The organism is Escherichia sp. WS1152 (assembly GCF_046487665.1).
Classification (GTDB): Bacteria; Pseudomonadota; Gammaproteobacteria; order Enterobacterales; family Enterobacteriaceae; genus Escherichia; species Escherichia coli.
The window spans coordinates 106,948-123,712 of record NZ_JBJQJA010000009.1; the positions used below are offsets into that span (position 1 = coordinate 106,948).

The 16,765-nt window shown below is 50.1% G+C and carries 5 protein-coding genes; 2 read left to right on the plus strand and 3 right to left on the minus strand.

Translation table 11 applies throughout. The annotated features are described in order from the left end of the window. Positions 1-55: 55 nt before the first annotated feature. A complete protein-coding gene (nepI, locus tag ACJHW7_RS15720; RefSeq protein WP_001288548.1) occupies positions 56-1,240 on the plus strand; it encodes a purine ribonucleoside efflux pump NepI in 1,185 nt (394 codons plus the stop codon). A 201-nt stretch (positions 1,241-1,441) separates the two neighbouring features. Further along, the gene (gene iatC, locus ACJHW7_RS15725; protein ID WP_021557338.1) at positions 1,442-12,268 is read left to right on the plus strand and encodes an inverse autotransporter adhesin IatC; all 10,827 of its coding nucleotides are present in this window, start codon (positions 1,442-1,444) and stop codon (positions 12,266-12,268) included. Between the two features lie 49 nt (positions 12,269-12,317). Here iatC and eilA read toward each other — a convergent pair whose 3' ends face one another. From eilA to ACJHW7_RS15740, 3 genes are all read right to left on the minus strand, one after another. Then, complete coding sequence (gene eilA, locus ACJHW7_RS15730) at positions 12,318-14,015, minus strand: HilA family transcriptional regulator EilA (RefSeq protein WP_021557337.1); 1,698 nt, start codon at positions 14,013-14,015, stop codon at positions 12,318-12,320. Positions 14,016-14,217: 202 nt separating this feature from the next. Then, a complete protein-coding gene (locus ACJHW7_RS15735; RefSeq protein WP_040235082.1) occupies positions 14,218-15,567 on the minus strand; it encodes an IpaD/SipD/SspD family type III secretion system needle tip protein in 1,350 nt (449 codons plus the stop codon). A gap of 43 nt (positions 15,568-15,610) precedes the next feature. Continuing rightward, entirely contained in the window at positions 15,611-16,762 is a 1,152-nt protein-coding gene (locus ACJHW7_RS15740) for a hypothetical protein (protein ID WP_021557335.1), read from the minus strand. Between the last annotated feature and the right edge of the window lie 3 nt (positions 16,763-16,765).

Sequence of the window (16,765 nt, forward strand, 5' to 3'; positions counted from 1 at the left end):
CATTTCAATGTTAAAGTGGTCGGCTTTTCCCCTGAAACATGCCACGGGTAACACCATGAGTGAATTTATTGCCGAAAACCGCGGCGCGGATGCCATCACCCGACCGAACTGGTCAGCCGTTTTCTCGGTGGCGTTTTGTGTCGCCTGTCTGATTATCGTTGAGTTTTTGCCCGTCAGTTTGTTGACGCCAATGGCCCAGGATTTAGGCATTTCGGAAGGGGTTGCCGGGCAATCGGTGACCGTGACCGCCTTTGTGGCAATGTTTGCCAGTTTGTTTATTACCCAGACAATTCAGGCCACTGACCGCCGCTACGTTGTTATTTTATTTGCCGTTTTGCTGACGCTCTCCTGTTTGCTGGTTTCCTTTGCTAACTCATTCAGTTTGCTTTTAATTGGTCGTGCCTGTCTGGGGCTGGCGCTGGGCGGGTTCTGGGCGATGTCGGCGTCGCTGACCATGCGTCTGGTACCGCCGCGTACGGTGCCGAAGGCGCTGTCGGTGATCTTCGGCGCGGTTTCTATTGCGCTGGTGATTGCCGCACCGTTGGGCAGTTTTTTAGGCGAGCTTATCGGTTGGCGCAATGTCTTTAATGCGGCGGCGGTGATGGGCGTGCTGTGTATTTTCTGGATTATCAAATCATTGCCTTCGCTGCCAGGCGAACCCTCGCATCAGAAACAAAATACTTTCCGCTTATTACAACGTCCGGGTGTGATGGCAGGGATGATCGCCATCTTCATGTCTTTCGCCGGGCAGTTTGCTTTCTTCACGTATATTCGCCCGGTGTATATGAACCTGGCGGGATTCGGCGTGGATGGCTTAACTCTGGTGCTGTTGAGTTTTGGTATCGCCAGCTTTATTGGTACGTCGCTTTCGTCGTTCATTCTTAAACGTTCGGTAAAACTGGCCTTAGCAGGCGCGCCGTTAATACTGGCTGTGAGTGCGTTGGTGCTGACGTTGTGGGGAAGCGATAAAATCGTTGCTACCGGCGTGGCGATTATCTGGGGGCTAACTTTTGCATTGGTTCCTGTCGGCTGGTCAACGTGGATCACCCGCTCACTGGCCGATCAGGCAGAAAAAGCCGGGTCTATTCAGGTGGCGGTTATTCAGCTTGCTAATACCTGTGGCGCGGCAATCGGCGGTTATGCGCTGGATAATATTGGTCTGACTTCGCCGTTGATGTTGTCCGGCACATTGATGTTGCTGACGGCGTTATTGGTCACCGCAAAGGTGAAAATGAAGTAACGTATTTACAGGAGGGTTATTTCTCTGGCGGGAAAGCTCTCCTGTTCTGCCCCCTGATAACGCTTGATCAGGTATTGTTCTTATCTTGTTGTTATTTCCATTATTCCGCCTGTATTCATCATTTGCTAATCATGAATCATCATTTTCCCTCATGTTAAAGAAAGGTCATTTAATCTGAACGAATAGCGACAGGGATGACAAATGGCAGGGAAAGCGCATGGGAATGGCGAGCGTCGGGGCGATAACACCATATGTGGATTGGGGGATCGTTTACGTCGTCTGACCGCCGGTATTTGCCTGATTACACAAACTATATTCCCTGTTATGGCCGCTGCCCCTACGCATATTAATCATGCGCATTCGGATACTGCCACGTCCCTGATCCTGCCGAACGTTAAAACTATTCCATACACCCTGGGGGCATTGGAAACGCCACCAACGGTCGCGGCACGCTTTGGTATCACCGTTGATGAATTACGTCGCCTGAATCAGTTTCGTACCTTTGCGCGGGGCTTTGACAATGTGCGTCAGGGCGATGAAATAGATGTGCCCCTCATTAACAGTAATAGCCCTGAAGCGCGCAACCTGAAAGCAATGCAGATGGAGCGCGACGGCAAAGATCCGCAAATGCAGGTCGCGGAAGTGGCGCAGCAAAGCGGAACACTTTTAGCTCGCGATATGGACAGCGAACAGGCGGCGAGTATGGCGCGTGGCTGGGTGGCTTCTTCTGCATCTGCGCAGGCAACGGACTGGCTCAGTCGTTGGGGAACTGCCCGGGTATCTCTTGGTGTGGATGAAGATTTCAGCCTTAAAAGCTCTTCATTCGAATTTCTCCATCCCTGGTACGAAACGCCGGATAACCTGGTCTTCAGCCAGCACACACTTCATCATACGGATGATCGCACTCAAACCAACCACGGTATCGGCTGGCGTTATTTCACCCCGAGCTGGATGTCTGGCGTCAATATGTTTATCGATCATGACCTGACCCGCTATCACACCCGAACCGGGATGGGCGTTGAATACTGGCGCGATTACCTGAAACTGAGCGGCAACGGTTATCTGCGCCTGAGTAACTGGCGTAGTGCACCGGAACTCGACCATGACTATGAAGCACGTCCAGCGAACGGTTGGGATCTTCGCGCCGAAGGCTGGTTACCGGCCTGGCCGCAGCTGGGCGGCAAGCTGGTCTATGAACAATATTATGGCGATGAAGTGGCGCTGTTTGGTAAAGACGAGCGACAAAATGATCCTCACGCGATTACCGCAGGTTTGAGTTACACCCCCGTTCCCCTGATCTCCTTTAGTGCCGAGCAACGGCAGGGTAAACAGGGAGAAAACGACACCCGAATTGGTATGGAGCTGACGTTGCAACCTGGTCATTCACTGCAAAAACAGCTCGATCCGGCTGAAGTTGCAGCACGACGCAGCCTTGTGGGCAGTCGCTATGACCTGGTCGATCGTAATAACAATATTGTCCTCGAATATCGCAAGAAAGAGCTGGTGCGGCTGACGCTGACCGATCCGTTGAAAGGCAAGCCGGGTGAGGTTAAATCACTGGTTTCTTCCTTACAGACCAAATATGCGCTGAAAGGTTATGACATCGAAGCCGCCTCCCTGCAATCAGCGGGAGGAAAAGTAGCAGTTTCCGGCAAGGATATTCAGGTCACTATTCCTCCCTACCGATTCACGGCAATGCCTGAAACCGACAACACTTACCCGATAGCGGTTACAGCGGAAGATTCGAAAGGAAATTTCTCCCGGCGTGAAGAAAGTATGGTGGTCGTGGAAAAACCCACACTAAGCCTCGCCGATTCAACGCTTTCTGTCGATCTGCAAATCCTGCTTGCTGATGGAAAATCAACCTCAACGCTGACCTATACCGCGCGAGATTCCAGCGGCAAGCCAATCCCCGGTATGACGTTAAAAACACAGGCGAAAGGTTTGCAGGATTTCGCCTTAAGCGAATGGAAAGACAACGGTAACGGAACCTATACCCAAATAGTTACCGCCGGGAAGACGTCTGGCGCGTTATCGCTGATGCCGCAATTTAACGGCGACGATATCGCTAAGACGCCAGCGCTGATTGCTATCGTGGCGAATACGGCATCCCGCGCTGACTCCACGATTGAGACAGACCAGGATAATTACGTCGCGGGTAAGCCGATAGTCGTTAAAGTGACCCTGAGAGATGATAACGGCAACGGGGTTACCGGACGAAAAGAACTTCTCAAACAAACCGTTAAAGTAGACAACACGAAGGCTGATGCCGTTAGTGCCTGGACGGAAGAAAGTGAGGGAATTTACAAAGCAAGCTATACGGCCCATCTCATTGGCGACAAATTAACGGCCCAGCTGACGATGCCCGGCTGGCAAACCAAACATTCGGATGCGTTCAGTATTGCGGGTGATAAAGATACCGCCAAAATCGCTGCGATGCAGATCACCGCGAATAACGCAGTTGCCAGACGCGATCACAATACCGTCGCTGTGACGGTCAGGGATGTGCATCAAAATTTACTGCAGGGACAAAATGTTACCTTCACGGTCGTGAATGGTGCGGCGGTTTTTGCCGATCCAAACGGCGGTATTGTGACGACAGATAAAGACGGAATTGCCAGCGTTAACCTTGCCAGTGACCAGGCGGTAAACAGTCTTATCAAGGCCGAGATCAATGGCAGTAGTCAGTCTGTGGAAGTGAGCTTTATCACTGGCGATATCTCGCAGCTGACCTCCACCATCAAGACGGACGATGTGTCATACACTGCGGGTGGCAAGATAAAAGTGTCCGTCACCCTTATGGATGAGCAGAAAAACCTGGTGAAAGGGATGGCTTCGCTGCTGGCGGGTAGCGGTGTGGTCGAGGTGAGCGGTACAGATAAAAATGAAACGGGTAACTGGAGCGAAGAGTCTGACGGCGTTTATACCACCACCCGAACCGCGAAGATTGCTGGCGATCGCCATTACGCCACGCTGAAACTATCGACATGGAGTAGCGCGCAGCAATCCGATGCGTATGCCATCCGCGAAAGCGGAGCTGTGCTGGCTTATTCCTCCATCGTTACCGACAAAACGACCTACACCGCGGGCGGTGCGATAAAAGTTACGGTGACACTCAAGGATAGCTATGAAAACCTGGTCGGGGGGCAACGAGACGCTATCAACCTGGCTATCCAGCTGCCAAATACAAAAGCGGAAAGCATCGCCTGGAATGAAGATCAAAAAGGAATTTATACCGCAACGTATACCGCCTTACTCCCTGGCACCGGTTTAAAAGCACAGCTACAGATGTCCGGCTGGGCGAACGCTCTGACTTCAAATGATTACAGTATTAGTGGCGATGCCGCCAGCGCACAAATTGTCGCCATGCAAGTGACAACGGGTAACCCGGATGTGCTGGCGAATGGCAGCGATCGACATACGGTGAATGTCCGGGTGGAAGATCAGTTTGGCAATGTGCTGCCGGAGCAGACCGTCACCTTTACGGTGACGAAGGGGGCGGCTGTATTTGCCAATGCAGGGCAGAGCGCAGATATCAGGACGGATGCGCATGGTATGGCAGAGGTTGATCTGAGCAGTACCGTAGCGGATGCCAGCACTGTTGAGGCTAAGGTCAATCAAAGCAGCGATAGTAAAACGGTGAACTTTGTTGCTGATGTCAGCACGGCGCAGATCGCTGATCTGGTGGTCATTAAGGATGGCTCAGTGGCAGACGGTTCGACGGCGAACACGCTGCGGGTGAGGGTGACGGATGCGTTCGGTAATGCGCTGGACGGGCAGACGGTCAGCGTGTTGGCGGACAACAGCGCAACGGTCGCTCCGACGGTTATCACCGAGCCGGACGGGACGGTGGAGATCTCTGTTACCAGCCAGACGGCGGGAGTCAGTGCGGTCACCGCCAGTATCAACAACAGCAGCCTGAGCCGGAACGTGACGTTTGTTGCCGATGTCAGGACGGCGAAGATCGCTGATCTGGTGGTGATGCAGGACGGCTCAGTGGCAGATGGCACGACGGCGAACACGCTGCGGGCGAGGGTGACCGATGCGTTCGGCAATGCGCTTGCCGGGCAGACGGTCAGCGTGACTGCAGGCAACAGCGCAACGGTCGCTTCGACGGTGACCACAAAGCCGGACGGGACGGTGGCGATCTCTGTTACCAGTCAGACGGCGGGGAGCAGTACAGTCACCGCAACCATCAACAGCAGCAGTCAGAGCCGGAACGTGACGTTTGTCGCGGATGTCAGGACGGCGAAGATCGCGGATCTGGTGGTCATTAAGGACGGCTCAGTGGCAGACGGTGCGACGGCGAATACGTTGCGGGCGAGGGTGACCGATGCGTTCGGGAATGCACTTGCCGGGCAGACGGTCAGCGTGTTGGCGGACAACAGCGCAACAGTTGCTCCGACGGTCATCACAGGGCCGGACGGCACGGTGGAGATTTCTGTCATCAGCCAGACAGCCGGAATCAGTGCGGTCACTGCCAGCATCAACAGCAGCAGTCAGAGCCGGGACGTGACATTTATCGCCGATGTCAGGACGGCGCAGATCGCGGAGCTGGTGGTTATTAAGGATGGTTCAGAGGCAGACGGTGCGACGGCGAACACGCTGCAGGTGAAGGTCACCGATGCTAACGGCAATGCGCTTGCCGGGCAGACGGTCAGCGTGTTGGCGGACAACGGCGCAACGACTGCCCCGACGGTTATCACCGAGCCGGACGGTAAGGTGGAGATCTCTGTTACCAGTCAGACGGCGGGAGTCAGTGCAGTCACTGCCAGCATCAACAACAGCACCCTGAGCCAGAACGTGATGTTTATCGCCGATATCAGGACGGCGCAGATCGCGGAGCTGGTGGTTATTAAGGATGGTTCAGAGGCGGACGGTGCGACGGCGAACACGCTGCGGGCGAGGGTGACGGATGCGTTCGGGAATGCGCTTGCCGGGCAGACGGTCAGCGTGTTGGCGGACAACGGCGCAACGGTCACTCCGACGGTCATCACAGGGCCGGACGGCACGGTGGAGATCTCTGTCACCAGTCAGACAGCCGGAATCAGTGCGGTCACTGCCAGCATCAACAGCAGCAGTCAGAGCCGGGACGTGACATTTATCGCCGATGTCAGGACGGCGCAGATCGCGGATCTGGTGGTCATTAAGGATGGTTCAGAGGCGGACGGTTCGACGGCGAACACGCTGCGGGCGAGGGTAACCGATGCGTTCGGTAATGCGCTTGCCGGGCAGACGGTGAGCGTGTTGGCGGATAACGGCGCAACGGTCGCTCCGACGGTCATCACAGGGCCGGACGGTACGGTGGAGATCAGTCTCACCAGCCAGACGGCGGGCACCAGTGTGGTCACTGTCAGCATCAACAACAGTAGCCTGAGCCAGAGCGTGACATTTATTGCCGATGTCAGGACGGCGAAGATCGCGGATCTGGTGGTCATTAAGGACGGCTCAGTGGCAGATGGCGCGACGGCGAACACGCTGCGGGTGAGGGTCACCGATGCGTTCGGTAATACGCTTGCCGGGCAGACGGTCAGCGTGACGGCAGGCAACAGTGCAATGGTCGCTTCGACTGTCATCACAGGGCCGGACGGCACGGTGGAGATCTCAGTCACCAGCCAGACCGCCGGAACCAGTACAGTCACCGCCAGCATCAACAACAGCAGCCAGAGCCGAAACGTGACGTTTACTGCCGATGTCAGGACGGCGCAGATCGCGGAGCTGGAAGTGACGCAGGATAACGCAGTAGCAGACGGCGCAATGGCGAATATGCTGCGGGCGAGGGTGACCGATGCGTTCGGTAATACGCTTGCCGGGCAGACGGTCAGCGTGACGGCAGGCAACGGCGCAACGGTCACTCCGACGGTGACCACGCAGCCGGACGGCACGGTGGAGATCTCTGTCACCAGTCAGACAGCCGGAATCAGTGCGGTCACTGCCAGCATCAACAGCAGCAGTCAGAGCCAGAGCGTGACGTTTGTCGCCGATATCAGGACGGCGCAGATCGCGGATCTGGTGGTCATTAAGGATGGTTCAGAGGCGGACGGTTCGACGGCGAACACGCTGCGGGTGAGGGTGACGGATGCGTTCGGTAATGCGCTGGACGGGCAGACGGTCAGCGTGTTGGCAGGCAACGGCGCAACGGTGTCTCCGACGGTCATCACAGGCCCGGACGGCACGGTGGAGATCTCTGTCACCAGCCAGACGGCGGGGATCAGTGCAGTCACTGCAACCATCAACAGCAGCAGCCAGAGCCGGAACGTGACGTTTATCGCCGATGTCAGGACGGCGCAGATCACGGTGCTGGAAGTGACGCAGGATAACGCAGTAGCAGACGGCGCAATGGCGAATACGTTGCGGGTGAGGGTGACCGATGCGTTCGGCAATGCGCTTGCCGGGCAGACGGTCAGCGTGTTGACGGACAACGGCGCAACGACTGCCCCGACGGTGATCACAGAGCCGGACGGCACGGTGGAAATCAGTGTCACCAGCCAGACGGCGGGGATCAGTACTGTCACTGCCAGCATCAACAACAGCAGCCTGAGCCAGAGCGTGATGTTTATCGCCGATATCAGGACGGCGCAGATCGCGGATCTGGTGGTCATTAAGGACGGCTCAGAGGCGGACGGGGCGACGGCGAACACGCTGCGGGCGAGGGTGACCGATGCGTTCGGTAATACGCTTGCCGGACAGACGGTCAGCGTGTTGGCGGACAACGGTGCAACAGTTGCCCCGACGGTGATCACAGAGCCGGACGGCACGGTGGCGATCTCTGTCACCAGCCAGACTGCCGGAATCAGTGCGGTCACCGCCAGCATCAACAGCAGCAACGCGAGCAGGAACGTGATGTTTATCGCCGATATCAGGACGGCGCAGATCGCGGATCTGGGGGTTATTAAGGACGGCTCAGTGGCAGACGGTTCGACGGCGAACACGCTGCGGGCGAGGGTCACCGATGCGTTCGGGAATGCGCTTGCCGGGCAGACGGTCAGCGTGTTGGCGGACAACAGCGCAACGGTTGCCCCGACGGTGATTACAGAGCCGGACGGTATGGTGGAGATCCCTGTCACCAGCCAGACGGCAGGAATCAGTGTGGTCACCGCCAGCATCAACAGCAGCAGTCAAAGCCGGGATGTGACGTTTATCGCCGATATCAGGACGGCGCAGATCGCGGACCTGGTGGTCATTAAGGACGGCTCAGTGGCTGACGGCGCAATGGCGAATATGCTGCGGGCAAGGGTGACCGATGCGTTCGGTAATGCGCTGAATGGACAGACGGTCAGCGTGACGGCAGGCAACGGCGCAACGGTCACTCCGACGGTCACCACGCAGCCGGACGGCACGGTGGAGATCCCTGTCACCAGCCAGACGGCAGGCACCACTGCGGTCACTGCCAACATTAACAGCAGCAGCCAGAGCCGGAACGTCACGTTTATTGCGGATGTCAGGACGGCGAAGATCGCTGATCTGGTAGTCACCCGGGATAACTCAGTGGCAGACGGTGCAATGGCGAATACGCTGCAAGTGAAGGTCACCGATGCATTCGGGAATGCGCTGAATGGGCAGACGGTCAGCGTATCGACAGACAACAGCGCAATGGTCACTCCGACGGTGACCACGCAGCCGGATGGCACGGTGGAGATCAGTGTCACCAGTCAGACGGCGGGGATCAGTACAGTCACTGCCAGCATCAACAGCAGCAGCCAGAGCCGGGATGTGACGTTTATCGCCGATGTCAGAACGGCGCAGATCGCGAGTCTGGAGGTGACGCAGGATAACGCCGTGGCTGACGGCGCAATGGCGGATATGCTGCGGGCGAGGGTCACCGATGCGTTCGGTAATGCGCTTGCCGGGCAGACGGTCAGCGTGATGGCGGACAACGGTGCAGCGGTCGCTTCGACGATGACCACAAAGCCGGACGGCACGGTGGAGATCAGTGTCACCAGCCAGACGGCAGGAATCAGTGTGGTCACCGCCAGCATCAACAGCAGCAGTCAAAGCCGGGATGTGACGTTTATCGCCGATATCAGGACGGCGCAGATCGCGGACCTGGTGGTCATTAAGGACGGCTCAGTGGCTGACGGCGCAATGGCGAATATGCTGCGGGCGAGGGTCACCGATGCGTTCGGTAATGCACTTGCCGGGCAGACGGTCAGCGTGTTCGCAGGCAACGGTGCCACGACTGCTCCGACGGTTATCACCGAGCCGGACGGCACGGTGGAGATCTCTGTCACCAGCCAGACGGCAGGCACCAGTGCGGTCACTGCCAGCATTAACAGCAGCAGCCAGAGCCGGGATGTGACGTTTATCGCCGATGTAAGAACGGCGAAGATCGCTGATCTGGTGGTCATTAAGGACGGCTCAGTGGCTGACGGCGCAATGGCGAACATGCTGCAGGTAAAGGTTACCGATGCTAACGGCAATGTGCTTGCCGGGCAGACGGTCAGCATGATGGCAGGCAACGGTGCAACGGTTGCCCCGACGGTGATTACAGAGCCGGACGGTACGGTGGAGATCCCTGTCACCAGCCAGACGGCGGGAGCCAGTGCGGTCACCGCCAGTATCAACAGCAGCAACGCGAGCCGGAACGTGACGTTTGTTGCCGATGTCAGGACGGCGAAGATCGCGGATCTGGTGGTCATTAAGGACGGCTCAGTGGCAGACGGCGCAATGGCGAACACGCTGCAGGTGAAGGTCACCGATGCGTTCGGCAATGCGCTTGGCGGACAGACGGTCAGCGTGACGGCAGGCAACAGCGCAACGGTCACTCCGACGGTCACCACGCAGTCGGACGGTACGGTGGAGTTCAGTGTCACCAGTCAGACGGCGGGAGTTAGCGCAGTCACAGCAACCATCAACAATCATAGCCTGAGCCAGAACGTCACCTTTGTACCGGGTGACGCATCGCAGCTCACTTCAACCGTTGAAACAAATAAGTCTAACTACACGGTTGGAGAGACCATCACCATCACGGTAACGCTCCGGGATGCGTTCGATAATCTGGTAACCGGTGCAGCTTCACAGTTAGCCGCTAATAGTGTGCTGACGGTGGATGGCACCGACCCGTCAGAAACGGGAAGCTGGGTTGAATCAGGTGGCGTGTATACCACAACCCGAATGGCGACGATTGCCGGTACCGATCAGCACGCTAACCTGCAACTGCAGACCTGGAGTGATGGTGTAACGTCAGATCGCTATGACATACAGTCCGGTTCTCCGGCGCAAGCCACATCAACTATCGCCACGGATAAAAACGCATACACCGCTGGCGAGACGATAACCGTCGCCGTGACGCTGAAAGATGCGCACGGTAACCTGGTTGAAGGGGGCGAGTCCTTACTGTCTGGTGATAACGTAACAGTGGAAGGAGCCGTACGTTCAGGAGAGTGGTCTGAAACTGCCGGTGTTTATACTGCTACATGGTCGGCGCAAATGGCGGGAGACTCTCACCACGCGACGCTGACGTTGCCCGAGTGGGGCAGCAGTAAACAATCAGAGAGTTATTCCATCCACAGTGGTGCTCCGGTGCAGGCAAATTCTGCTATCAGGACAGATAAATCGGCATATATCGCCGGGGAGCCATTAACTGTCACAATAACGTTGCGGGATGAGTTTGGTAACCCTGCTTTAGGGCTGACATCAGAAGTCATCGAGTCTTATATCGATAATTTCGCGGTAGGTGGTGCAACTCCCGATTCTATGCAGTGGGTCGAGCAGAATAATGGTGAATATACCATTGTCTGGACAGCATGGGTTGCCGAGGAAAATCTGGTTGCCAGTCTGAAATTAAAAACATGGGCAACGGAGATTAAGTCCTCATTATACGGAATACAACCAGGTGCGGCGGCACAAACTCAATCCACGATTGTCACGGACAAAACGAAATATATCGCTGGGGATAGCATAACGGTGACCGTTGTTCTTAAAGATGCCCAGGGTAACTTTATTACTGATGGTGTCGCGCAGCTTAATGAGGAAAACGTACAAGTCAGGAACGCTGATTCTATTCAAGGCAATAATTGGGTTTACAACGGCAATGGGCAATATCAAAGACAGTATATGGCGCATTTTGCGGAAGCGAACTTGAATGCGCAACTGAAGATGGCTGGTTGGAGCGATGCCAATTATTCAAAAAACTACACTATTAACAGAGGTGAAGTAAGTATGCTTCGTTCACAGCTTCGTATACGCGAAGTTTTAGTGGTAGCTGGGGCGGATATACCTGTTAGTGTTTTATTATCTGATGAATTTGGTAATCCTGTGAATGACGGTCTGGATTTGCTGACAGATGATGCAGTGTACTTACAAAATGTGGAAAAGAAACATTGGTCCAGTTGGACATTTGTAGGTGATGGCAGATATGAGCGTACCTATATGGCTTACAAAGAAGGAGAAAACTTAAACTCTTATCTACATATTAATGGTTGGTATGTAGGCGGGCAACCGTCTTATACCATCCTTCCTTTTGTGGAAGTCGAGTCGCTTAGTGTCAATGGTGCAAAATTCAGGGCGGCAGATGGTTTTCCCAAAACAGGGTTTGATGGTGCTAAATTTACACTGATATTAACCCACAATATGAAAAACACAGATTATAATTGGACCAGTGGCATACAGGGTATTCAGGTCGATAGTAATGGTATGGTGACTTTAGAATTCATTATCAATAAAGAGGTTACTATTACAGGAACGCCGAAAAGCAATAAAGGGAATAAAGTTACATATAAATTCTCACTGCAGAAATGGTTTATACCTCAAGGGATAATTCAGGAATCATGGAGTGAGATGAATTCATATTGTATTGGTAATGGTTATATACTACCGTCTAGTACGGATTTAGTTGGGAGTTCAACTAGCGGTGCTGTCCCGCGAAAAGTAGGTTCGTTATGGGGTGAATATGGTAATCTGACTTCGTATGACGGAATATTTCGCGCTGAACATTATTGGCTCGACAGCGGTATGATATTTTATCCAGGAGATGGTCATCTCTCGATTGCGCCACGTTCATCCCCACTGTGTATGAAAACGTTCTGATATTATTTATGTTATTGCCCTGCATCAGCAGGGCAATTTATCTTCGCTCTTACGCAGAACTCCGCATCACACCAATAGTATTAAATTCATTTTTCACACTGAGCAAACGGGGGTCATGAAGCAACACATTTGACCATAAATCACTCTCTTTAATTAATTGTTGCCAGCGCTTTTCATATTCTTTTTTACCATAAACAGTGTAAATTAACGGCAAAATCACACCATTGATTTTGTTAGTGTTAATATTTGCCAGTAACTTCATAATGTCATTTTTTATAGATGCGCCATAGATCAGAAACTTCGTATAAAGCGAGTTAACGCAGGTGTAATCAAGACCATGTTCAGGTTCAAGTTTAAGCAATAAACTTTTGGCTTTGTCATTATGTCCTTTCAGTGCCATGAACATAGCCAGAATAGATATAATAATTGGATTGTTACAGGTGTTTTGACTGTTAAGATTTAATGCAAAAGATATCGCGTTATCGAGGGGGGATGTGTAATAAAGTATAATTAATTTAAGAATGCTTATGCCCATTTTATTGGGTTCAAGAGCAATGCTTTTTTCTATTAGATTAAATGCTCTTGCAAGGTCACCATTCAAAAAACATAGCAGAGACTGATAATAATAAACGTCTGGCGAATTAGGTTTGAGTAAATGTGCTTGTTTAAATAGCACATTAGACACTGAATGTTCATCTTTTAGCCCACTGATTAAACCCAGTAAACCCAATGCCTGAGAATTTGAAGGGTTAATTTCCAGAGCCTTTTCAATAGAGGTTACTGCCGTAGTTATTGCTTGTTTTTGTTCACTGAGTCCAAGGAGTGCTAATGATATATGGCATTCCGCCAGGCAACAGTAGGGCAAGGTATTTTGCGGTTGCGTACTCACACAATCTCTAAATATTACTAATGCTCGTTTCAAACTTTCTGGTGTATAACGGTACATTTCCATCCTGCCATTCATATACATAACAGCAGAATCCAGAGATGGCATTTGTTGTGTATTAATGGATTTAAAATTAATGTTGGGTATTTTTTCAATAAGAATATTAATTACTTGTGATAATAGCACGGAAAGGGGATTGTCGGGGTTGAAATCAATACTTTGATGATCAATCAATTTATGCGTTCTGGCATGGATTAATTCAATAAATAAACGCCAGTTTTTACCATAGTGAACGACCTGACCCATAATATAATATTCTGGACCTGTTTTATTGATAAACTGATGGATGGTGGAGAAATCACAGGCTTCATTCGTTACCGAAGCGGGTAAAATATCTAAACCACAAAAAGCATATTTTGAAAGGCCCTGGACCAGTTCGTAATGGAGTTTTAGAACATTGATCGAACCTTCAGTACGAAAGGGAAAAACGGCAAGAGTGGTGGTCGACTTTACCGGTTCATTATCGGTTACAATCACAATGGGGACAGTAAAACGGTATCCACGACCATAGACCGTTTCGATATACTTACACTGTTTATTCTCATGCAAAAGTTTACGTAATGCATAAATACACCGTGTTAAAGATTCATCGCTGGCAACACTCGCGCTCCAGACCTTATCGATAATCTCTTCTTTACTAACAATTTCACCGTCAGCATTAAGTAATAGAATGATAACGCCAAGTTCTTTCGGGGGAATATGATATTCTTTGTTTTTGAATAATAATATTCCATTGTTTTTTAATACAAAGTCGCCAAATATATATTGTTGTGTGTTATTTTTTCCATGTTGCAGTTGCATAGAACGCTCCTTCCATTTTCTCTATTCATAGTATTAATTTGATCTGTCTAAAATAAAGTATTGGCAGAATTGCTCTATCAAAAAACGCTCATTTTGTAAGATTGTGATGAAAAAATGAATGAAAGGTGATGCTTAATAATATGAAACGCTGGTCCCATTTTACGGGACCAGATAGTGGACGATAATTGTAGGTGTTACTTAATCAGAAACGTAAATAATCTTTCGCTGAATCAAACAACGCAGTAATGGTTGAAGATAATAATTTTATAATTGTATCGTAGGTGGAGTTGGCTGTACTGTATTTAGTCGTTATAACCTGCACGTCGGTTTTCATGTTTTCTGCCTGGCCATTATAACCCGCCAACCATGCCTGGTATTCAGCCGTGCTTATTTCGTAGCCGGTGAATTCTTTAGATATATTTTTTTCCTTCCCTTTATCATCCCTGTGAACCATTGAGTCTGAAGACTGGCTCATACTGTCAATAATCTGAGGGTTGGGAATAATAATATACAGACCGCTACCTTGCGGTTCAACTTCGACTATAGGAGAAGGTGTGCGGTGTTTTGGGTCGGGTGGAATAACCGGAAGTCCTAAAGCGGCGCACCATTTTTCTGCTTCTTCCAGTGGAACACCAATTTTGTCAGCAGGTGCCGGAGGGTATAAAACATAGTCTGGATTGTAATGATAATGAAAATCACCATTAGGATATTTATCGATATAATAAAAATGCATCAAGGCTTTTTGGAATGCATTGACATCAAAAACTATCGCATCGCCTTTTTTATTAGAGTGAGTCCATTTTCCCATATTGCTTTGGATATGTTCACTGAAGTCCTGCCAGTATGCGCTCATTATCTCAACGCTATTTGCATAGATTTCGAGGTAGTCACTACCGAGCACACTCATCAAATCAGCAATATCACTACATATATATTTATCACTTTTAAATTCGCTTGAACTACTGGCCGTTAAAGTACTGCTGGTTGCTGAACTTCTCATTTCAGGCGCAAAACTATCTAAAGAAGCGATAACGTGAGTTAAGGTTCCTTTGGTCGTTGCCATTGCACCTGGCCCGGTTGTGTTGTGAGCAACGTTAGCCAGGGTTTTTCTCACAGAGTTATGCAGGGTCAATATTTTAGCGGGATCCTTTAATTTTCCGTCAATAGTATTAACATTTTCTGTAAGCTGCAGAACGTTTTTTATCAGCAAATAACTTTCGTGTAAGAGCGCAGATCCTTTCTCTGACAGGTTCTCAGTTGGGAAATTTCTGAGCATGTTTTTAACGAAGTTAAGTTGTATGTCGTGCTGGCATTTCCATTCTTCATTTCGCGGGCTACGTTCACTGACCAAAGTTGATAGTTTCTCAACATCTTTCTTGAGCATAGCGCCAATATTATTATCCTTACTGGCGCTGTTATGCAAATTTCCCTCGCTTTTGCTGTTTACCAGTTGATGAGGCTCCTCACTTTGCGAGGATGCCTCTTTGAGAGGAATGTTTGCATTCTGCTGACGTAGAATATCTATATTTAAATTATTATCTTTATTAATCATGAGTCATTCCTCCTTAAATATAATTAACTATTATTGCAATAATTTATGAGCGAATGCCTTGAACGATAGCGCTATCAGTATCAATAATTGTTTGTATTATTTGCTGTAATAAATTGAGTGCCTGATCTCTTCCTTGAACATCACGATTAATTTGATCCAGATAGCTACTCATAACTGAATGCATAACATTTTTAGCTTGCTCAACAATGTCTTTTTCTGCATGAGTAGTGCTTTCTAGAAATCTAGATGTTGCTCGAATTGATTCATTGCTAAGCTGTGAAAGTACATCTGCTTTACCTATAGTAAAATATTTATTATACCTATTGTTATGTTTTGTACTAATTTTCTCGTTTGTATCTCTAATCTTTTCTAGAGTAGTTTCTTTTTCTTTATCATAAGATTTCAGCGCCTCTTCTTTTTGTTCTTCATTAAGACTCGTATCTTTCGTTGTATTTTTTATTTTTTCATCTATTTGTTTGAGAGAAGCTTGTTGCTCTCGAACTTCCCTTTTTGATGCGCGCTGTACATCATCATCAGTTCTATTGATAGTATGCTCTTGGTCAGGTGTAAGGGTTACCATCTTTTCGGGATGGCTTCTGTAATTTGCTACGGCAGATGCTGTGGCCCCGACTGCGCCAACTCCTGACCCGATAATAACACCTACCGAACTTGCTGCTGTGGCGCGTTCGGTTTCTTTTCTCTGATACTGGACAAGTTGTTCAAAAACATTACTCATAATAGCCTCAGACATAGCAGAGGCTTTATACATTGATGTGAATACCCTTAAAAATTCCTCCATTACAACCTGTTGTCGCATGGTCAAATTATCTAGCATATCAAGGATATTAAATTTAGATATTTTAATGGTGGTCTGTTCTGTAGAACAGCTTGATTGACTGGATGTAATTGTAGCTTTGTCAACGTCGCTCTTCGAATTATCTAGTGTATTCCTTGAGTAATTAAGATTATCCAATAGTTTTACTCTTAGTTCCGGACAGACTTCTCTGTCTGTATTTTTTAATATTATAAACTGAGAGATTATGTCGTGCTTAATATCTTTAAGGTTATAGTATTGCACAATTTTATTATCATTTGATATGTTGCTTTCTTTGCTATAATCTCTATCAAAGATTTTTTTATCGAGATTGTTAATATTAAGTGTGCTGGTCGCATTTTTAATTTCATAGGTGGCCATGTT